The sequence below is a fragment of the Mesorhizobium sp. M0047 genome (assembly GCF_040323315.1).
Taxonomy (GTDB): Bacteria; Pseudomonadota; Alphaproteobacteria; order Rhizobiales; family Rhizobiaceae; genus Mesorhizobium.
The window spans coordinates 86752-106101 of sequence record NZ_JAMYUW010000011.1 but is presented as its reverse complement, the minus strand read 5'-3'; the positions used below and the strand labels follow the sequence as shown (position 1 = coordinate 106101).

Here is a 19350-nt window from a genome sequence, read left to right as displayed (position 1 = left end):
CGAAAAATGCTTCAGGACAAAGATCGCATTTTCACCAACATCTACGGCCTGTTTGACAAGTCGCTGGCCGGCGCGCAGGCGCGCGGTGCCTGGGACAACACGCCCGGCATCGTTGCCAAGGGACGCGACTGGATCGTCAATGAGATGAAGGCGTCGGGCCTGCGCGGCCGCGGCGGCGCAGGCTTTCCGACGGGGCTCAAATGGTCGTTCATGCCCAAGCAAAGCGACGGCCGGCCGAGTTACCTCGTCATCAACGCCGACGAATCCGAGCCAGGCACCTGCAAGGATCGCGACATCCTGCGCAATGACCCGCACACGCTGGTCGAGGGGGCGCTGCTTGCCGGTTTCGCGATGGGTGCGATTGCAGCCTACATCTATGTGCGCGGCGAGTTCGTCCGTGAGCGCGAGGCGCTGCAGCGGGCGATCGACGAGGCCTATGAGGCCAAGCTGATCGGCAAGAACAACACCTCCGGCTATGATTTCGAAATCTACATGCACCACGGCGCCGGCGCCTATATCTGCGGCGAGGAGACAGCACTCCTCGAAAGCCTCGAAGGCAAGAAGGGCCAGCCCAGGCTGAAGCCGCCATTTCCGGCCAATGTCGGCCTTTATGGTTGTCCGACCACGGTCAACAATGTCGAATCGATCGCCGTGGCGCCAACCATTCTGCGCCGCGGTGCTGCCTGGTTCTCGTCCATCGGCCGGCCCAACAATGTCGGCACCAAGCTGTTCTGCATCTCCGGCCACGTCAACAATCCGTGCACGGTCGAAGAGGCGATGTCGATCCCGTTCCGCGAGCTGATCGAGACGCATTGCGGCGGCATTCGCGGCGGCTGGGACAATCTTTTGGCGGTCATCCCCGGCGGTGCATCGGTGCCCCTGGTGCCGGCCGAGCAGATCATCGATACGCCGATGGATTTCGACGCATTGCGCGACCTCAAGTCCGGCCTCGGTACGGCGGCTGTCATCGTCATGGACAAGTCGACCGATATCGTGAAGGCGATCGCTCGGCTTTCCTACTTCTACAAGCACGAGAGCTGCGGCCAGTGCACGCCGTGCCGCGAAGGCACGGGCTGGATGTGGCGGGTGATGGAGCGCCTTGTGCGCGGCGAGGCGCAGAAGCGCGAGATCGACATGCTGCTCGACGTCACCAAGCAGGTCGAGGGTCACACGATCTGCGCGCTGGGCGATGCGGCGGCATGGCCGATCCAGGGCCTGATGCGGCATTTCCGCGGCGAGGTGGAGCGGCGCATCGACGAGTTTTCGCGCAACGCGCACCGGGCCGAGCCGGTGATGGTGGCGGCGGAATAGAAGAATTTTTTTGGATGCGGGCGAGAGCCCGAAGCGAAATACGGGCAAGTGCCCGATTTGAGACAACCGGGGCGGGCGAACGAAGAAACGACCAGGAGAATCTATGGCGCCGTATTCGACACCCAATCCACTGATGCCCAATTTGGACCAGCTCGAGAAAATGAACCAGGACCTGACCAGGATGATGCCGAAGGAGATGGCCAGTGCCGTCAATCTTCTCGTGCACCCCGTGGCGGGTGCGGCGGCGATGTCGGCGCTTGGCCTCGGGTTAGCCAATCACGCGTTCGGCGTGTGGCTGGGCGCGCTTTCGGGGGCGGCTGAGGCCTCGCAACGGCTATTGCAGCCGATCGTCGATGATTTCGAGGCGCGCGTCGCGCAGTTCGACGATCCGAGCCCGTCCTCTACCAGGGCGCGTGCGACGGCGAAAACCATGATTGCCGAGGCGCAGTCCTTTGCCCAGGAAGTCACGGACATTGCCGCGAAGGAACCGGCCGCTGCAGTGCCGGCGGCGAATGCCGTCCCGGCGGCCGGCGACGCCGCCGATGTGCTGATGCCAGAGGATTTCAGACAGCCCAAGGCGATGGAGAAGCCGGCAGAACCGGCGGATCTCAAGGCCATATCGGGTATCGGTCCCAAGCTGGAAAAGGTTCTCAACGGCCTGGGCATCTGGACGTATGCCCAGATCGCGGCATGGACACCGCAAGAGGTTGCCTGGGTCGAGGACTATCTGTCGCTCGGCGGCCGTATCGGCCGCGACGACTGGACGGCCCAAGCGGCGGCGCTCGCCGTCACGAAGTGAATGAAATGCCCGGTGTGGTTTCGACCACGCCCGGAAAAAGAGATTGCGGGAACTCCGCAGGGGTTTGAGGCGAATGGCAAAGCTCAAGGTCGACGGGAAAGAGATCACTGTACCCGACCACTACACGCTGCTGCAGGCAGCGGAAGACGCTGGCGCGGAAGTGCCGCGCTTCTGCTTCCATGAGCGGCTGTCGATCGCCGGCAATTGCCGGATGTGCCTGATCGAGGTGAAGGGCGGACCGCCCAAGCCGCAGGCTTCCTGTGCCATGGGCGTGCGCGACCTGCGCCCCGGCCCGAATGGCGAGGCGCCGGAAATCTTCACCAACACGCCGATGGTCAAGAAGGCCAGGGAAGGCGTGATGGAGTTCCTGCTGATCAACCATCCTCTGGATTGCCCGATCTGCGACCAGGGCGGCGAATGCGACCTGCAGGACCAGGCGATGGCCTTCGGCGTCGATTCCTCGCGCTATCATGAAAACAAGCGCGCGGTCGAAGACAAGTATATCGGGCCTCTGGTCAAGACGGTGATGAACCGCTGCATCCATTGCACGCGCTGCGTCCGCTTCACCACGGAAGTCGCCGGCATCTCCGAACTCGGCCTGATCGGCCGTGGCGAGGACGCCGAGATCACCACCTATCTCGAAAGCGCGATGACCTCGGAGCTGCAGGGCAATGTCATCGACCTGTGTCCGGTCGGCGCGCTGACCTCGAAACCCTTCGCCTTCCAGGCGCGGCCGTGGGAACTGACCAAGACCGAATCCATCGACGTGATGGACGCGGTCGGCTCGGCGATCCGCGTCGACAGCCGGGGCCGCGAAGTGATGCGCATCCTGCCGCGCGTCAACGAAGCGGTGAACGAGGAGTGGATTTCCGACAAGACCCGCTTCATCTGGGACGGCCTGCGCACGCAGCGCCTCGACCGCCCCTATGTGCGCAAGGACGGCAAGCTGGTTCCGGCAAGCTGGGCCGAGGCGTTCGCCGCGATCAAGGACGAGGTGTCGAAGACCGCTCCCGAGAAAATCGGCGCCATTTCAGGCGATCTCGCCGCGGTCGAGGAAATCTACGCGCTGAAGCTGCTGATGGCCTCGCTCGGTTCAAGAAATATCGACTGCCGCCAGGACGGTGCCGCCCTCGATCCGGCGCTTGGCCGTGCGAGCTATATCTTCAACCCGACCATTGAAGGCATCGAGCAGGCCGATGCGGTGCTGATCATCGGCGCCAACCCGCGCTACGAAGCCTCGGTGCTCAACGCCCGCATCCGCAAGCGCTGGCGGATCGGCAATTTGCCGGTCGGTGTCGTCGGCGATGTCGGCGACACGCGCTATGACTACGAACAGCTGGGCGCCGGCCCGGATTCGCTGAAGGATCTGGCGGACGGCAACGGCAAGTTCTTCCAGGTGCTTAAGAAGGCGACACGTCCGCTTGTTATCGTCGGCCAGGGCGCGCTGGCGCGCGCCGATGGCGCGGCCGTGCTCGGCCAGGCGGCAAAACTAGCCGCCGCTGTGAACGCTGCTCGCGCGGACTGGAACGGCTTTGCCGTACTGCACAATGCGGCCGGACGTGTCGGCGGCCTCGATCTCGGCTTCGTGCCGGGCGAGGGCGGCAAGAATGTTGCCGGCATGCTGGGCGACATGGAGCTGCTGTTCCTGCTCGGCGCCGACGAGATCGACATGGCCAAGACCGGCGGCGCCTTCGTCGTCTATATCGGCACGCATGGCGACAAGGGCGCACACCGCGCCAATGTCATCCTGCCGGCTGCCGCCTATACCGAAAAGTCGGCCACCTATGTCAACACCGAGGGCCGCGTGCAGCAGACCAACCGCGCCGGCTTCGCGCCGGGCGAAGCGCGCGAGGACTGGGCGATCCTGCGGGCCCTGTCGGATGTACTGGGCAAGAAACTGTCGTTCGATTCGCTGCCGCAACTGCGCGCAAAACTCTACGGAGAATACCCGCACCTGGCCCGCATCGATCAGGTCGCGGCCGGCAATGCCGAGGACATCGCCAAAGTGGCCAAGCTCGGCGGGCGCCTGAACAAGGGCACCTTCACCTCGCCGGTCAAGGATTTCTACCTGACCAACCCGATCGCGCGGGCATCGGCCGTGATGGCGGAATGCTCGGCGCTGGCCAAGAGCGGCTTCAAGCAGGCGGCGGAATAAGCATGGACACTTTCTTCTCCTTCTACGTGCTGCCGGCGCTGCTGATCCTGTTGAAGTCGGTCGTGCTGATCGTCGTGCTTTTGATCTTCGTCGCCTACATCCTCTACGCCGATCGCAAGATCTGGGCGGCGGTGCAATTGCGCCGCGGCCCGAACGTCGTCGGCCCCTGGGGCACGCTGCAGGCCTTCGCCGATCTGCTGAAATTCGTCTTCAAGGAACCGGTGATCCCGTCCGGCGCCAACAAGGGCGTCTTCCTGCTGGCGCCGCTGGTCTCGGCCGTGCTGGCGATCTCGGCCTGGGCGGTCATCCCGGTCAGCCAGGGCTGGGCGATCGCCAACGTCAATGTCGGCATCCTCTATGTCTTCGCCATTTCCTCGCTCGAGGTCTATGGCGTGATCATGGGCGGCTGGGCGTCCAACTCGAAATATCCGTTCCTCGGCGCGCTGCGTTCGGCCGCGCAGATGGTGTCCTACGAAGTCTCGATCGGCTTCGTCATCGTCACCGTGCTGCTCACTGCCGGCTCGCTCAACCTGTCCGAAATCGTGCTGTCGCAGCATGACGGGCTTGGTACGCGGCTTGGCCTGCCCAACACCTTCCTCGATTGGAACTGGCTGGCACTGTTCCCCATGTTCATCATCTTCTTTATCTCGGCACTGGCCGAGACGAACCGTCCGCCTTTCGACCTGGTGGAAGCCGAATCGGAACTGGTCGCCGGGCACATGGTCGAGTACTCGTCGACGCCGTTCCTGCTGTTCTTCCTCGGCGAGTATGTCGCCATCGTACTGATGTGCGCGCTGGCCACCATCCTGTTCCTCGGCGGCTGGCTGCCGCCCTTCGATTTCGCGCCGTTCACCTGGGTGCCGGGCGTCATCTGGTTCGTGCTGAAGGTCTGCTTCGTGTTCTTCGGCATTTCCATGGTGAAGGCCTTCGTGCCGCGCTATCGCTACGACCAGCTGATGCGGCTTGGCTGGAAGGTGTTCCTGCCTATCTCGCTGTTCATGGTGGTCGCCACCGCCGCCGTCCTCAAGATCACGGGGTTTGCGTGATGTCCGCTCTTTCCCAAGCCGCAAAATCGCTGCTGCTGCAGGATTTCGTCAGCGCCTTCTTCCTGTCGATGCGCCAGTTCTTCGCGCCGAAGGAGACGATCAACTATCCGCACGAGAAGGGGCCCACCAGCCCGCGCTTCCGGGGCGAGCACGCGTTGCGCCGCTATCCCAATGGCGAGGAACGCTGCATTGCCTGCAAATTGTGCGAGGCCATCTGCCCGGCTCAGGCGATCACCATCGAGGCCGGGCCGCGCCGCAATGACGGCACGCGCCGCACGGTGCGTTACGACATCGACATGGTGAAGTGCATCTATTGCGGCTTCTGCCAGGAAGCCTGCCCGGTCGATGCCATCGTCGAGGGGCCGAATTTCGAATTCGCGACGGAGACGCGCGAGGAACTCTACTACGACAAGGACAGGCTGTTGGCGAATGGCGACCGTTGGGAGCGCGAACTGGCGCGCAACATCTCGCTGGACTCGCCGTACCGCTGATATTTGACGCATTGACGGGGCGAGGCCTCGGCCAGAGGATGATCCCGAAAAGTTGCAGACTTTTCGGACCTGATCATCCTCAGGAATTTTGAGTGGCGCATGTTTCTTTCGCTCGGGTCTTTCAACCCGATCGGAACATGGGCTAGGAACACGCAACTTGCCGACCGGAGGCGGTGGCAAAGATCGAAACAGGACGAGCGTCCTGTTCGGACAGGAACCTGGGGGAACCCCAATGCTGAGTGGACTAGAGGCGGCCTTTTTCTACCTCTTCGCCTTTGTCGCGGTGGCGTCGGCGTTCATGGTCATTTCGTCACGCAACCCCGTGCATTCGGTGCTGTTCCTGATACTGACCTTCTTCAACGCTGCCGGCCTGTTCATGCTGACCGGGGCCGAGTTCCTGGCGATGATCCTGCTCGTCGTCTATGTCGGCGCGGTCATGGTACTTTTCCTGTTCGTCGTCATGATGCTCGACGTCGATTTTGCCGAGATGAAGGAAGGCGCCCTGCAATACGCGCCGATCGGCGCGCTGGTCGGGCTGATCCTGGCAGCGGAGCTGATCGTCGTGCTCGGCGGCTATACATTCGCGCCGCAGCTCGCCTCGACGGTCTCGAAGCCGATCCCGGATCTCGCGGCGCGGACAAATACGGCCGCACTCGGCGACATCCTCTATACCGACTACCTCTATTACTTCCAGATTTCGGGCCTCATCCTGCTGGTCGCCATGATCGGGGCCATCGTACTGACGCTGCGCCACAAACCGGGGATCAAGCGGCAGTCGATCGCAGCCCAGGTCGGCCGCACGCCGGCGACGGGCATGGAAATCCGCAAGGTCAAGACAGGCGAGGGGCTCTGAGATGGTTGTCGGCATCGCGCATTACCTGACCGTATCGGCGATCCTGTTCACGCTCGGCGTGTTCGGCATCTTCCTGAACCGCAAGAACGTCATCGTCATCCTGATGTCGGTCGAGCTGATCCTTCTTGCGGTGAACATCAATTTCGTCGCCTTTTCGGCTGCACTTGGCGATCTGGTCGGCCAGGTGTTCGCGCTGTTCGTGCTGACGGTGGCGGCGGCCGAGGCCGCCATCGGACTTGCCATTCTCGTCGTCTTCTTCCGCAACCGCGGCTCGATCGCGGTCGAAGACGTGAACATGATGAAGGGTTGACGGAACCACCATGTATCAGGCCATCGTCTTCCTTCCGCTGCTCGGCTTCCTGATCGTCGGCCTGTTCGGCACGTCGCTCGGCGCCAAGGCGTCCGAATACATCACCTCCGGCTTCCTGGTGATCGCGGCCGTGCTGTCGTGGATCGCGTTCTTCACCGTCGGTTTCGGCCATGGCGAGGTGTTCACCGTGCCCGTGCTGCGCTGGATCCAGTCGGGCGGACTGGAAGCGTCCTGGGCGCTGCGGATCGACACGCTGACGGTGGTGATGCTGGTGGTGGTCAACACCGTGTCGGCGCTGGTCCACATCTACTCGATCGGCTACATGCACCACGATCCGAACCGCCCGCGCTTCTTCGCCTATCTGTCGCTGTTCACCTTCGCCATGCTGATGCTGGTGACGGCGGACAATCTGGTGCAGATGTTCTTCGGCTGGGAAGGGGTCGGTCTCGCCTCCTACCTGCTGATCGGCTTCTGGTACAAGAAGCCGTCGGCCAATGCCGCGGCGATCAAGGCCTTCGTCGTCAACCGCGTCGGCGATTTCGGCTTTGCGCTCGGCATCTTCGGCTTGTTCGTGCTGTTCGGCTCGGTCAATCTCGGCACTATCTTCGCCAATGCGGCTACGTTCGTTCCGGCCGAAGGCGCGCCACAAGGCGCCGCCGTGCTGACCTTCCTTGGCTATGCGCTGGACAAGCAGGCGGCCATGACGATCGTCTGCCTGCTCTTGTTCATGGGTGCCATGGGCAAGTCGGCGCAGGTGCCGCTGCACACCTGGCTGCCGGACGCCATGGAAGGCCCGACGCCGGTTTCCGCACTGATCCATGCCGCCACCATGGTGACGGCCGGCGTATTCATGCTGGCGCGCCTGTCGCCGCTTTTCGAACTGTCGCATTCGGCACTGATGGTTGTCACCTTCATCGGCGCCTTCACCGCCTTTTTCGCGGCGACGGTCGGCCTTGTGCAGAACGACATCAAGCGCGTCATCGCCTATTCGACCTGTTCGCAGCTCGGCTACATGTTCGTGGCGCTCGGCGTCGGCGCCTATGGCGCGGCGATCTTCCACCTGTTCACGCATGCCTTCTTCAAGGCACTGCTGTTCCTCGGCTCCGGCTCCGTCATTCACGCCGTTTCCGACGAGCAGGACATGCGCAGGATGGGCGGCTTGCGGACGCTGATCCCGACCACTTACTGGATGATGGTGATCGGCACGCTGGCCCTGACTGGCGTCGGCATTCCGGTGACGGTCATCGGCACCGCCGGCTTCTTCTCCAAGGACGCTATCATCGAGAGCGCCTTTGCCAGCCACAACCCGGTCGCCGGCATGGCCTTCATCCTTCTGGTCATCGCCGCCTGTTTCACCTCCTTCTACTCCTGGCGGCTGATCTTCATGACCTTCCACGGCCAGCCGCGGGCGAGCCATGAGGTGATGCACCACGTCCATGAATCGCCGCCGGTGATGCTGGTGCCGCTGTTCATCCTGGCCGCGGGCGCGCTGTTTGCCGGCATTATCTTCCACGGCGCCTTCATCGGTGAAGGCTATGCCGAGTTCTGGAAGGCGTCGCTGTTCACGCTGCCGGACAACCACATATTGCACGAGATCCACGAATTGCCGCTGTGGGTCGAACTGTCGCCGTTCATCGCCATGCTGATCGGCTTCGCGGTGGCCTGGAAGTTCTACATCCGCTCGCCGGAAATGCCCGTCAATCTGGTTGCCCACCATCGCGGGCTCTATGCCTTCCTGCTCAACAAATGGTATTTCGACGAGCTTTACGACTTCCTGTTCGTGCGGCCCGCCAAGCGCCTCGGCCATTTCCTGTGGAAGACCGGCGACGGCGCCGTCATTGACGGCCTCGGCCCGGATGGCATCTCGGCGCGGGTCGTCGATGTCACCAACCGCGTGGTCAAGCTGCAGACCGGCTATCTCTACCACTATGCCTTCGCCATGCTGATCGGCGTTGCCGCACTCGTCACCTGGATGATGCTCTGATGACCGCCTGGCCAATCCTCTCGCTGGTCACCTTCCTGCCGCTGGTTGGTGTGCTGCTCATCCTGTTCATCAACGATGACAGTGAAAACGCGCGCCGCAACATCCGCGCGATCGCTCTGTTGACGACGACGTTCACGTTCGTCATCTCGCTGTTGATCTGGACCGGTTTCGACAATTCGCAGTCCGGCTTCCAGTTCGTCGAGAAAGTTGCCTGGCTCGACTCCGGCATTTCCTACCATATGGGCGTCGACGGCATCTCGATGCTGTTCGTCATCCTGACGACCTTCCTGATGCCGCTCTGCATCCTGGCGTCGTGGGAATCAATCGAGAAGCGCGTCAAAGCCTACATGATCGCCTTCCTGCTGCTCGAAACGCTGATGATCGGCGTGTTCTGCGCGCTCGATATCGTGCTGTTCTACGTCTTCTTCGAAGCCGGCCTGATCCCGATGTTCATCATCATCGGCGTCTGGGGCGGCAAGCGGCGCGTCTACGCCTCGTTCAAGTTCTTCCTCTACACGCTGGCCGGCTCGGTGCTGATGCTGCTCGCCATCATGGCGATGTTCTACCAATCCGGCACGACCGACATCCCCACTCTGTTGACGCACAATTTCCCGGCCAACATGCAGACATGGCTATGGCTCGCCTTCTTTGCCTCTTTCGCGGTGAAGATGCCGATGTGGCCGGTGCATACCTGGCTGCCGGACGCGCACGTCGAGGCGCCGACGGCGGGGTCGGTCATCCTGGCAGCTATCCTCTTGAAGATGGGCGGTTACGGGTTCCTGCGTTTCTCCTTGCCGATGTTCCCGCTGGCGTCCGAGATGTTCGCGCCGCTGGTCTTCGCGCTCTCCGTCGTCGCCATCATCTACACTTCGCTGGTGGCGCTGATGCAGGAGGACATGAAGAAGCTGATCGCCTATTCGTCGGTCGCCCATATGGGCTTCGTCACCATGGGCATCTTCGCCATGAACCAGGAAGGCGTGCAGGGTGCCATCTTCCAGATGCTCAGCCACGGCCTCGTCTCCGGCGCGCTGTTCCTGTGCGTCGGCGTTATCTACGACCGCATGCACACGCGCGAGATCGACGCCTATGGCGGCTTGGTCAACAACATGCCGAAATACGCCGCCGTGTTCATGATCTTCACCATGGCCAATGTCGGCCTGCCCGGCACCAGCGGCTTCGTCGGCGAGTTCCTGACCATGCTCGGCGTGTTCCGGGTCAACACCTGGGTGGCGTTCTTCGCCGCCACCGGCGTCATCCTGTCGGCCGCCTACGCGCTCTGGCTCTATCGCCGGGTAATCTTCGGCGCGCTGACCAAGGACAGCCTGAAAAACCTGCTGGATCTGTCGCCGCGCGAGAAGCTGATCATCTACCCGCTGGTCATGCTGGTCATCTTCTTCGGCGTCTATCCCGCACCCGTCTTCGACGCGACGGCCGAATCGGTCAAGTCGCTCGTCACCAATGTCACTGCATCCATCGGCGCCGCGCAGACCGCGGCGGCGAACTGACCAGAGGTTTTGCGAAACATGACGCCGGACCTTCTCTCCAGCCTGTCGCTCTCGACGCCAGAGTTGATCCTTGCCGTCGGCGCCCTGGCGCTGCTGATGGTCGGGGCCTATTCGCGCGCCAACACCGCCAACACGGTGACTGGCATTGCCGTCGCCGTGCTGGTGATCGCCGGAGCCTGGCTGATCTTCCAAACCGGGCAGGGCAGCGCCTACGGCAATGCCTTCATCCAGGATACCTTCGCCCAGTTCATGAAAGTGCTGGCGCTGGTCGGCTCGGCGGTGACGCTGGTTATGTCGATGCGCTTTGCCAAGGCGGAACGGTTCGACAAGTTCGAATATCCCGTGCTGATCCTGCTCTGCACGCTCGGCATGATGCTGATGATCTCCGCCAACGGCATGATCGGCCTCTATCTCGGCCTCGAACTGCAGTCGTTGGCGATCTATGTGCTGTGCGCGATCAATCGTGACAATCTGCGCTCGACCGAGGCCGGCCTCAAATATTTCGTCCTCGGCGCGCTGTCGTCGGGCATGCTGCTCTACGGCATCAGCCTGGTCTACGGCTACACCGGCAACACCGGCTTCCAGGAGATCGCAACGGCACTGGGCAGCGGCGAGCGCCAGCTTGGCCTCGTCTTCGGTCTCGTCTTCGTGCTGGCCGGCCTTGCCTTCAAGATCTCGGCGGTGCCCTTCCACATGTGGACACCCGACGTCTATGAGGGCGCGCCGACCCCGGTGACGGCCTTCCTGGCGGCGGCACCGAAGATGGCGGCGATGGCACTGATCGTGCGCGTCACCATGGGCGCATTCAAGCCGATCGCCGCTGACTGGCAGCAGATCATCGTCTTCATTTCGATCGCGTCGATGGCGCTCGGCGCTTTCGCCGCGATCGGCCAGACCAACATCAAACGGCTGATGGCTTATTCCTCGATCGGCCATATGGGCTACGCGCTGGTCGGCCTTGCCGCCAACAGCCAGGCCGGCGTGCGCGGCGTCGCCATCTATATGCTGATCTATCTGGTGATGACGCTCGGCACCTTCGCCTTCATTCTCGCCATGCGGCGCAAGGAAGGCAACGTCGAGCAGATCAGCGATCTGGCCGGCCTGTCGTCGACCAATCCGATCATGGCGACGATCCTGACCATCCTGATGTTTTCGCTCGCCGGCATTCCGCCGCTCGCCGGGTTCTGGGGGAAATGGTACGTCTTCCTCGCCGCCATCAATGCCAATCTCTACGCGCTGGCGATCATCGGCGTGCTGGCCTCTGTCGTGGGCGCCTATTATTATCTGCGCATCATCAAGATCATGTGGTTCGACGAACCGGTCGGCGGCTTCGTGCCGATGGCGAGCGAATTGCGTGTCGTGCTCGGCGTCTCCGGCGCCTTCGTGCTGTTCTATGTGCTGATCGGCGGACCGATCGGCACCTATGCCGAAGCCGCCGCCAAGACGTTTTTCTAGACGGCATGGCGTTTCGGCTGGCTCCAACCTCGGCGTCGGAAGGGTTCCGGCTCGAGGCGCATGACAGCGTCGGCTCCACCAATGCGCTGGCACTGGACCACGCAAAGGCCGGCGATCCAGGCAGGCTGTGGGTCGTTTCCAAGAAACAGGAAAGCGGGCGTGGACGGCGTGGCCGCGTCTGGTCGACGCCCGAAGGTAATCTGGCGGCGACGCTGCTCGTCATCACCAAGACCGAGCTTCGCCTTGCCGCAACGCTGGGCTTCGTCGCCGGCCTAGCGCTGGCCGATGCACTCGACGCCGTGGTGCCGAAGGGCCGGATCGCCATTGGCCTCGACGGCGGCAGTGAGGGAAAGAACCGTTTCGAGCTGAAATGGCCGAATGACGTGCTTGCCTCCGGCGCCAAGCTGGCCGGCATCCTGCTGGAATCGGCGATCCTTGACGGCGGCCGTTTCGCGGTGGCGGTCGGCATCGGCGTGAATGTGGTGGCATACCCTGAGGATTTGCCCTATCCGGCAACATCATTGCGTGCGCTGGGCGCGACATGCGATGCGGAAACACTGTTTCTGGCGCTGTCGGATGCCTGGAGCGAAAATGCCCGGTTGTGGGATGAGGGGCGCGGACTTGCGGCCGTCAGGCGACGCTGGTTGGCTCGCGCGGCGGGGCTCGGCGGGCAGGTTGCTGTCAGAATTGACGGTAATGTCGTGCGTGGGATCTTTGAAACCATTGACGAGGACTGCCGTTTCGTGATCCGCGACGATGAAGGTTCTGTTCTGACGATCGCCGCCGGCGACGTGCATTTCGGCGCGGTCGCGTCTGCCCGCGTCTAGGGCCGTTCGCTAGTGGCTCTAAGTGTTTGTTTTCATGCAGTTCCTGTGGGAAAATCGTTAGACACTTTTCCTGGAATTGCTTTATGGACTTGGTCTGAGGACCAGGAAGGGAAAAATCATGGCGAAAGCGGAAAACGCCGACCTTGTCTTCGTGCCGCTCGGCGGGGTTGGCGAGATCGGCATGAACTTCGCTCTTTACGGCTACGGTCCGCCGAGCGCGCGCGAGTGGATCGTTATCGATGTCGGTGTGACCTTCCCCGATGCCACCCTCCCCGGGGTCGACCTCGTGCTGCCAGATACGCGCTTTATCGAGGAGAACCTCGCCAATCTGCGCGGCATCGTCATCACCCATGCGCATGAAGACCATTATGGCGCGCTGCTCGACACCTGGCCGAAGCTGAAGGCCCCGGTCTGGATGACGCCGTTCAGCGCCGGCTTGCTCGAAGCCAAGCGGCAAGGCGAGCAGGGGGCTCCGAAAATACCGGTGACGATCTACAGAGCAGGTGAGAAATTCACCGTCGGTCCGTTCGAGATCGAGGCCATTCCGGTCGCGCACTCCATTCCCGAGCCGATGTCGCTGGCGATCACCTCGCCGGCCGGCACCGTCATCCACACGGGTGACTGGAAGATCGATCCGGAGCCGACGATCGGGCCGAAGACCGACGAGGCGCGTTTCCGCGCCTATGGCGACAAGGGCGTTCTGGCGCTGATCTGCGATTCGACCAACGCGCTGCGGGAAGGCGAGTCGCCGTCGGAGGTCGCGGTCGGCGAAGGACTGAAAGGCGTCATCCAGGCGGCCAAGGGCCGTGTTGCCGTCACCACATTTTCCTCCAATGTCGGCCGCATCGTCTCCATCGCCAGGGCGGCGCGCGATGCCGGCCGCCAATGCCTGGTGCTCGGCCGCTCGCTGAAGCGGGTGATCGATGTGGCTGGCGAACTTGGCTATATGGACGGGCTGCCGGAGTTCATCGCCGAGGAGGATTTTGGCTTCATCCCGCGCGAAAACCTCGTCATCATCTGCACCGGCAGCCAGGGCGAGCCACTTGCCGCATTGGCCAAGCTGTCGCGCGACGAGATGAAATCGGTTTCATTTACGGCCGGCGACACGGTGGTGTTTTCCTCGCGCACCATTCCAGGCAACGAGAAGGCGATCCTCGAGATCAAGAACCGCCTCATCGACCTCGGCATCAAGATCATCGAGGACGGCGATGCGCTGGTGCATGTCTCCGGCCATCCGCGGCGCAGCGAATTGCGCAAGATGTACGAATGGGTTCGACCGCAGATCGGCGTTCCCGTGCATGGCGAAGCGGCGCATCTTGTGGGGCAGGGGTCGCTGATGTCGAGTTCGGGCATCGGCCAGGTGGCGCAGGTGCGCGACGGCGACATGCTCAGGCTTGCTCCCGGTCCCGCCACCATCATCGACCAGGTGCCGTTCGGCCGCATCTACAAGGATGGCAGGCTGATCGGCACCGATCAGGCGATGGGCATACGCGACCGGCGCAAGCTATCCTTTGCCGGCCATGTCGCGGTCAATGTCGTGCTCGACGAGAAGTATGAGCTTGCCGGCGATCCCGACCTGGTCGCCATCGGCGTCGCCGAGGCCGACGGCCGTGGTGAGACGCTGGAGGACCTGATGATCGATGCGGCAATCGGCGCTGTGGACTCGATCCCCCGTCAGCGCCGAAAAGACCTCGACCTTGTGCAGGAAGCAGTCCGGCGCGCGGTGCGCGGCGCCGCCAACGAAGCCTGGGGCAAGAAGCCGCTGGTGACGGTGTTTGTGACGAGATGAGGGAGTAGGCAGTAGGCATTAGGCAGCAGAGGAAAAATGACAGAGATGCAGATCTATCACCATTCCCTACTGCCTACTGCCTACTGCCCTGAGGAAAACCTATGCTCGAACGCCTGAACCATGTCGCGCTTGTCGTGCCGGATCTGGCTGCTGCCGTCGCCGCCTATCGCAACACGCTTGGCGCTGAAGTGACGGAGCCGCAGGCGCTGCCGGAGCATGGCGTCACGGTGGTGTTCGTCAATGTCGACAACACCAAGATCGAGCTTCTGGAGCCGTTGGGCGAGGGGTCGCCGATCGCTGCCTTCCTGGAGAAGAACCCTTCCGGCGGCATGCATCATCTTTGCTATGAGGTCGACGACATCCTGGCCGCGCGTGACCGTCTCAAGGCTGCCGGCGCCCGTGTGCTCGGCGACGGCAACCCGAAAATCGGCGCGCACGGCAAGCCGGTGCTGTTCCTGCATCCGAAGGATTTCTTCGGCACGCTGATCGAACTGGAGCAATCATGAGCTGGGTTTCGTTCACCGCCCTTTTTTTCGCGACCTGGTGGGTGGTGCTGTTTGCCGTGCTGCCGTTCAGTGTGAAGACGCAGGATGACGATCATGATGTGACGCTGGGCACGGTTCCGAGCGCGCCGCGCGGTCCCCATATGCTGCGCGCCGTGATCCGCACCACCCTCGCCACGGCCGTCCTCATGGGCATTTTTTATGGCCTGACGCATGGGTTGGGATATAGCCTCAACGACATCCCGCACATCGTGCCTGAATTCAACCAAACCCCAACCAAATAAACCGTCCCGCAAGGGCGTTTTTATCACTCGGAATGCTGCGCGTTCCGAACAGGAATGCCGTGCCGTTCGCGGCTGCACGAGTGCTGCCGCAAGGTAAGGTAGTTTGGCAACTCGTTGCGCTAAGCGGGTGATTGCACAAAAAAAATGCAAGGCACAAGGCCTTGCAATTTAAACGCGTCCGATCTGTTTCCGGTTTCCGGTGGCAGCGAGTAACCGCGCCTAGATCGCATCCTCCCAAGACTTTGACCGCGTAGGAGAGCAGATTTTTTTCTACCCTCTCGGTTATGAGGGCACATTAGCCTAACGCGAATGAAAATGTCACGAAGAATTTTGCCTTGAAACGGGCATTCTCGTGCTGCACTGCACAATAGTGCGGCAGGCGTTGCTTGGGAAACGACCTGCAAGGCGCGCGGGGCAATCACGGCGCCTTGGAACGCCGCGCGTTTGCCCGATCCGCGAAGGACAGTGCAACAGTTTTACTCGCAGTAGCGCCGTATTTTTGAAAATCAATTTCCGATTTTCGGACCGGTGCGTCCGGGTTTCCATTCCGCCATGAAATGGCTATGAAGCCGGGGCAAGCAAGCCCGTGCCGCGCCGATTCCCGCGCGGCGATCCTCACTCACGGACCAGTCCATGCGTTTGTCGCGCTATTTCCTGCCTATCTTGAAAGAAAATCCGCGCGAGGCTGAAATCGTCTCGCATCGGCTGATGCTGCGCGCCGGCATGATCCGCCAGCAGGGGCAGGGCAGTTTCTCGTGGCTGCCGCTCGGCAAGCGGGTGCTGGACAAGGTCTGCCGCATCATCCGCGAGGAGCAGAATCGTGCCGGTGCGCTGGAAATCTTGATGCCGACCATCCAGTCGGCCGATCTGTGGCGCGAAAGCGGCCGCTATGACGACTACGGCAAGGAGATGCTGCGCATCAAGGACCGGCAGGACCGCGACATGCTCTACGGCCCGACCAATGAGGAAGTGGTCACCGAGATCGTCCGCGCCTATGTGAAATCCTACAAGGACCTGCCGCTCAATCTCTACCACATCCAGTGGAAGTTCCGCGACGAGGTGCGGCCGCGCTTCGGCGTCATGCGCAGCAGGGAATTCCTGATGAAGGATGCCTATTCCTTCGACCTCGACTTCGAGGGCGCCAAGGCGGCCTACAACAGGATGTTCGTGTCCTATCTCAGGACGTTTACGCGCATGGGCCTGCAGGCTATTCCGATGCGGGCCGACACCGGACCGATCGGCGGCGACCTCAGCCATGAATTCATCATCCTTGCCGATACCGGCGAGAGCCAGGTCTACTGCCATCGCGACTATCTTTCGCTCGATGTGCCCGGAGAGAAGACCGACTTCACCAACGACGCCGAGATCGGCGACATCGTCAAGACGTGGACGACGCCTTACGCCGCCACCGACGAGATGCATGACGAGGCGGCTTGGGAAAAGATCGGCGAGAACGACAAGGTTTCGGCTCGAGGCATCGAGGTCGGCCACATCTTCCATTTCGGCGACAAATATTCCAAGCCGATGGGCGCCAAGGTGACCGGCCCCGACGGCAAGGATCATTTCGTCTCCGGCGGCTCCTACGGCATCGGTCCGTCGCGCCTTGTCGCGGCGATCATCGAAGCGAGCCATGACGACAACGGCATCATCTGGCCGGAGGCGGTGGCGCCGTTCGACATCGGGCTGATCAACATGAAGGCGGGCGACGCCGAGTGCGACCGCGTCTGCGACGAGCTGCATGCCGCTTTCGTCGCTGACGGCAAGGACGTGCTCTATGACGACACCGACCAGCGCCCCGGCGGCAAGTTCGCCACCGCCGACCTGATCGGCCTGCCGTGGCAAGTGATCGTCGGACCGCGCGGCGTGGCTGCCGGCGAGATCGAGATCAAGAATCGCAGGACCGGCGAGCGCGAGACGCTGCCGATCGCGGATGCGAAAAAGCGCTTCGGTATCGCCGCATGAGCGAAGCGGTGGCGGCAAGATCGGCGGGCGCCGGGCCCTTTTCCATCTTCGAGCGCATGGTCGCCTGGCGCTATTTGCGCTCGCGGCGCAAGGAGACGGTGATCTCGGTGATCGCGTCGATCTCCTTCCTCGGCATCATGCTGGGGGTCGCCACGCTGATCGTGGTGATGGCGGTGATGAACGGCTTCAGGGCGGAGCTGCTGACACGCATTCTCGGCGTCAACGGTCATCTCATCGTGCAGCCGCTCGATTCGCCGCTTGAGGACTATGCCCAGGTCGCCGGCCGCATCAACGGTGTATCAGGCGTCAGATACGCCATACCGCTGATCGATGGCCAGGTGCTGGCACAGGGCAATGTCGGCGGCGGAACCGGTGCGCTGGTGCGCGGCATCCGCGGCGAGGATCTCGGCAAGATCGCCATCGTTGCCGGCAACATCAAGCAGGGCTCGATCGCCGATTTCGATACGGGCGAGGGCGTGGCCATCGGCAAGCGCATGGCCGAGAATCTCGGCTTGACGCTCGGCGACACCATTACCCTGATCTCACCGGAAGGCGACGTGACCCCGATTGGCACGACGCCGCGCATGAAGGGCTACAAGATCTCGGCGATCTTCGAAGTCGGCATGTCGGAATATGACACGTCCATCGTCTACATGCCGTTCTCCGAGGCGCAGCTTTATTTCAACATGGACGGCCGGGCGCAAACGATCGAGATCTATGTCGACAATCCCGATGACGTCGACGCGCTGAAACCGAAGGTGGAGGCGGCGGCGCAGCGGCCGATCGACATGGTCGACTGGCGCCAGCGCAACGAGACGTTCTTCTCCGCCCTGCAGGTCGAGCGCAATGTCATGTTCATGATCCTGACGCTGATCGTGCTGGTGGCGGCGCTCAACATCATCTCCGGCCTGATCATGCTGGTGAAGGACAAGGGCCACGACATCGCCATCCTGCGCACCATGGGAGCGTCGCGCGGCGCCATCCTGCGCATCTTCCTGATGACGGGGGCAGCGATCGGGGTGACCGGCACGCTCGCCGGCGTGCTGCTCGGCGTGCTGATCTGCACCAACATCGAATCTATCCGCCAGTTCTTCTCCTGGATGACCGGCAAGGTGCTGTTCAACCCGGAGCTCTATTTCCTCAGCCAGCTCCCGGCGAAGATGGATCCGCGCGAGACGACCTATGTCATCCTGATGGCGCTCGGCCTGTCATTCCTGGCAACGGTTTTTCCAGCATGGCGGGCCGCGCGCCTCGATCCCGTCGAAGCCTTGAGGTACGAGTGATGGCCGAGGCCATTATCGAGTTGAAGAGCGTCGAGCGGCACTATGTCCAGGGGCCGCGCAAGCTCACCATTCTCAACGGCGCCGATTTCTCGCTGAAGCGCGGCGAGATGGTGGCGCTGGTGGCGCCGTCGGGCACCGGCAAGTCGACGCTGTTGCACACGGCCGGCCTCTTGGAGCGTCCCGATGCCGGCGACGTCATCCTCGCCGGCCGCGCCTGCGGACGCCTTTCCGACGACGACCGCACGGCGATCCGCCGCAACGATGTCGGGTTCGTCTACCAGTTCCATCATTTGCTGCCGGAATTCTCGGCGCTGGAAAACATCATGATGCCGCAGCTCATCAAAGGGCTGAGCCGCAAGGAAGCGGCGGAGCGCGCCGCGCAGCTGCTCGACTACATGCAGATCGGCAAGCGCGCGTCGCACCGGCCGTCCGAGCTTTCCGGCGGCGAGCAGCAGCGTGTCGCCATCGCCCGCGCCGTTGCCAATGCGCCGCTGGTGCTGCTGGCGGATGAGCCGACCGGCAATCTCGACCCGGTCACTGCCTCCTATGTGTTCGAGGCGCTGGCGGCGCTGGTCAAGCAATCGGGCCTCGCGGCGCTGATCGCCACCCACAATCACGAACTGGCGTCGCGCATGGACCGGCGGGTGACGCTGGCCGATGGCAAAGTCGTCCCGCTCTAGCGCATGCCGATATTCAGATAATGCCGGCCTGACCTGAATCTCGACGGGCCCTGGTCGGCGCCGGGCCACCGTCGCACGCCCGTCAACCTTTTCTTAACCCTGCCGATCCGACC

17 protein-coding genes are annotated in these 19350 nt (G+C 62.6%); all 17 read left to right on the top strand.

Features of this window, described 5'->3' with window-relative positions:
• The first annotated feature begins 6 nt into the window (after positions 1 to 6).
• The 17 genes from nuoF to NKJ89_RS13115 all read left to right on the top strand — a co-directional run bounded on the left by nuoF (position 7) and on the right by NKJ89_RS13115 (position 19237).
• Entirely contained in the window at positions 7 to 1311 is a 1305-nt protein-coding gene (nuoF, locus tag NKJ89_RS13195) for an NADH-quinone oxidoreductase subunit NuoF (protein ID WP_352602917.1), read from the top strand.
• A gap of 103 nt (positions 1312 to 1414) precedes the next feature.
• Positions 1415 to 2110 carry a helix-hairpin-helix domain-containing protein gene (locus NKJ89_RS13190; RefSeq protein ID WP_352602915.1) on the top strand — a complete coding sequence of 232 codons (696 nt, stop codon included), beginning with the start codon at positions 1415 to 1417 and terminating at the stop codon, positions 2108 to 2110.
• A gap of 73 nt (positions 2111 to 2183) precedes the next feature.
• Positions 2184 to 4265 (top strand): NADH-quinone oxidoreductase subunit NuoG, encoded by a 2082-nt coding sequence (gene nuoG / locus NKJ89_RS13185; protein ID WP_352602913.1) that lies wholly within the window; start codon positions 2184 to 2186, stop codon positions 4263 to 4265.
• Positions 4266 to 4267: 2 nt separating this feature from the next.
• A complete protein-coding gene (nuoH, locus tag NKJ89_RS13180; protein WP_023757141.1) occupies positions 4268 to 5311 on the top strand; it encodes an NADH-quinone oxidoreductase subunit NuoH in 1044 nt (347 codons plus the stop codon).
• Positions 5311 to 5802 carry an NADH-quinone oxidoreductase subunit NuoI gene (gene nuoI, locus NKJ89_RS13175; protein ID WP_013531098.1) on the top strand — a complete coding sequence of 164 codons (492 nt, stop codon included), beginning with the start codon at positions 5311 to 5313 and terminating at the stop codon, positions 5800 to 5802. The genes nuoH and nuoI overlap by 1 nt, the downstream gene beginning before the upstream one ends.
• A gap of 232 nt (positions 5803 to 6034) precedes the next feature.
• A complete protein-coding gene (locus tag NKJ89_RS13170) occupies positions 6035 to 6655 on the top strand; it encodes an NADH-quinone oxidoreductase subunit J (RefSeq protein WP_023757142.1) in 621 nt (206 codons plus the stop codon).
• Position 6656: 1 nt separating this feature from the next.
• Positions 6657 to 6965: an NADH-quinone oxidoreductase subunit NuoK gene (gene nuoK, locus NKJ89_RS13165; protein WP_019858930.1), complete on the top strand. Its 309-nt coding sequence runs from the start codon at positions 6657 to 6659 to the stop codon at positions 6963 to 6965.
• A 10-nt stretch (positions 6966 to 6975) separates the two neighbouring features.
• A complete protein-coding gene (gene nuoL / locus NKJ89_RS13160) occupies positions 6976 to 8949 on the top strand; it encodes an NADH-quinone oxidoreductase subunit L (RefSeq protein ID WP_352602911.1) in 1974 nt (657 codons plus the stop codon).
• Positions 8949 to 10454 (top strand): NADH-quinone oxidoreductase subunit M, encoded by a 1506-nt coding sequence (locus NKJ89_RS13155; protein ID WP_352602909.1) that lies wholly within the window; start codon positions 8949 to 8951, stop codon positions 10452 to 10454. Before nuoL ends, NKJ89_RS13155 begins: the two co-directional genes overlap by 1 nt.
• Positions 10455 to 10472: 18 nt before the next feature.
• Complete coding sequence (gene nuoN / locus NKJ89_RS13150) at positions 10473 to 11909, top strand: NADH-quinone oxidoreductase subunit NuoN (RefSeq protein WP_352602907.1); 1437 nt, start codon at positions 10473 to 10475, stop codon at positions 11907 to 11909.
• A 5-nt stretch (positions 11910 to 11914) separates the two neighbouring features.
• On the top strand, positions 11915 to 12736 hold the full coding sequence (locus tag NKJ89_RS13145) for a biotin--[acetyl-CoA-carboxylase] ligase (protein ID WP_352602905.1): 822 nt from the start codon (positions 11915 to 11917) through the stop codon (positions 12734 to 12736).
• Between the two features lie 118 nt (positions 12737 to 12854).
• Positions 12855 to 14525, top strand: a complete 1671-nt coding sequence (locus NKJ89_RS13140) for a ribonuclease J (protein ID WP_352602903.1) — start codon at positions 12855 to 12857, stop codon at positions 14523 to 14525.
• A gap of 101 nt (positions 14526 to 14626) precedes the next feature.
• Positions 14627 to 15031 carry a methylmalonyl-CoA epimerase gene (gene mce, locus NKJ89_RS13135; RefSeq protein ID WP_352602901.1) on the top strand — a complete coding sequence of 135 codons (405 nt, stop codon included), beginning with the start codon at positions 14627 to 14629 and terminating at the stop codon, positions 15029 to 15031.
• Positions 15028 to 15312, top strand: coding sequence for a DUF1467 family protein (locus tag NKJ89_RS13130; RefSeq protein ID WP_352602899.1), 285 nt, complete (start codon positions 15028 to 15030; stop codon positions 15310 to 15312). Before mce ends, NKJ89_RS13130 begins: the two co-directional genes overlap by 4 nt.
• Before the next feature lie 633 nt (positions 15313 to 15945).
• The gene (gene proS / locus NKJ89_RS13125) at positions 15946 to 17274 is read left to right on the top strand and encodes a proline--tRNA ligase (RefSeq protein ID WP_023757149.1); all 1329 of its coding nucleotides are present in this window, start codon (positions 15946 to 15948) and stop codon (positions 17272 to 17274) included.
• Positions 17271 to 18557, top strand: a complete 1287-nt coding sequence (locus tag NKJ89_RS13120; protein WP_352602897.1) for a lipoprotein-releasing ABC transporter permease subunit — start codon at positions 17271 to 17273, stop codon at positions 18555 to 18557. Before proS ends, NKJ89_RS13120 begins: the two co-directional genes overlap by 4 nt.
• Positions 18554 to 19237, top strand: a complete 684-nt coding sequence (locus NKJ89_RS13115; RefSeq protein WP_023757151.1) for an ABC transporter ATP-binding protein — start codon at positions 18554 to 18556, stop codon at positions 19235 to 19237. Before NKJ89_RS13120 ends, NKJ89_RS13115 begins: the two co-directional genes overlap by 4 nt.
• Positions 19238 to 19350: the final 113 nt, after the last annotated feature.

Bases quoted from the DNA above. Each gene is read 5' to 3' on its own strand.
- nuoF (WP_352602917.1), top strand. From the start codon at position 7: ATGCTTCAGGACAAAGATCGCATTTTCACCAACATCTACGGCCTGTTT.
- NKJ89_RS13190 (WP_352602915.1), top strand. From the start codon at position 1,415: ATGGCGCCGTATTCGACACCCAATCCACTGATGCCCAATTTGGACCAG.
- nuoG (WP_352602913.1), top strand. From the start codon at position 2,184: ATGGCAAAGCTCAAGGTCGACGGGAAAGAGATCACTGTACCCGACCAC.
- nuoH (WP_023757141.1), top strand. From the start codon at position 4,268: ATGGACACTTTCTTCTCCTTCTACGTGCTGCCGGCGCTGCTGATCCTG.
- nuoI (WP_013531098.1), top strand. From the start codon at position 5,311: ATGTCCGCTCTTTCCCAAGCCGCAAAATCGCTGCTGCTGCAGGATTTC.
- NKJ89_RS13170 (WP_023757142.1), top strand. From the start codon at position 6,035: ATGCTGAGTGGACTAGAGGCGGCCTTTTTCTACCTCTTCGCCTTTGTC.
- nuoK (WP_019858930.1), top strand. From the start codon at position 6,657: ATGGTTGTCGGCATCGCGCATTACCTGACCGTATCGGCGATCCTGTTC.
- nuoL (WP_352602911.1), top strand. From the start codon at position 6,976: ATGTATCAGGCCATCGTCTTCCTTCCGCTGCTCGGCTTCCTGATCGTC.
- NKJ89_RS13155 (WP_352602909.1), top strand. From the start codon at position 8,949: ATGACCGCCTGGCCAATCCTCTCGCTGGTCACCTTCCTGCCGCTGGTT.
- nuoN (WP_352602907.1), top strand. From the start codon at position 10,473: ATGACGCCGGACCTTCTCTCCAGCCTGTCGCTCTCGACGCCAGAGTTG.
- NKJ89_RS13145 (WP_352602905.1), top strand. From the start codon at position 11,915: ATGGCGTTTCGGCTGGCTCCAACCTCGGCGTCGGAAGGGTTCCGGCTC.
- NKJ89_RS13140 (WP_352602903.1), top strand. From the start codon at position 12,855: ATGGCGAAAGCGGAAAACGCCGACCTTGTCTTCGTGCCGCTCGGCGGG.
- mce (WP_352602901.1), top strand. From the start codon at position 14,627: ATGCTCGAACGCCTGAACCATGTCGCGCTTGTCGTGCCGGATCTGGCT.
- NKJ89_RS13130 (WP_352602899.1), top strand. From the start codon at position 15,028: ATGAGCTGGGTTTCGTTCACCGCCCTTTTTTTCGCGACCTGGTGGGTG.
- proS (WP_023757149.1), top strand. From the start codon at position 15,946: ATGCGTTTGTCGCGCTATTTCCTGCCTATCTTGAAAGAAAATCCGCGC.
- NKJ89_RS13120 (WP_352602897.1), top strand. From the start codon at position 17,271: ATGAGCGAAGCGGTGGCGGCAAGATCGGCGGGCGCCGGGCCCTTTTCC.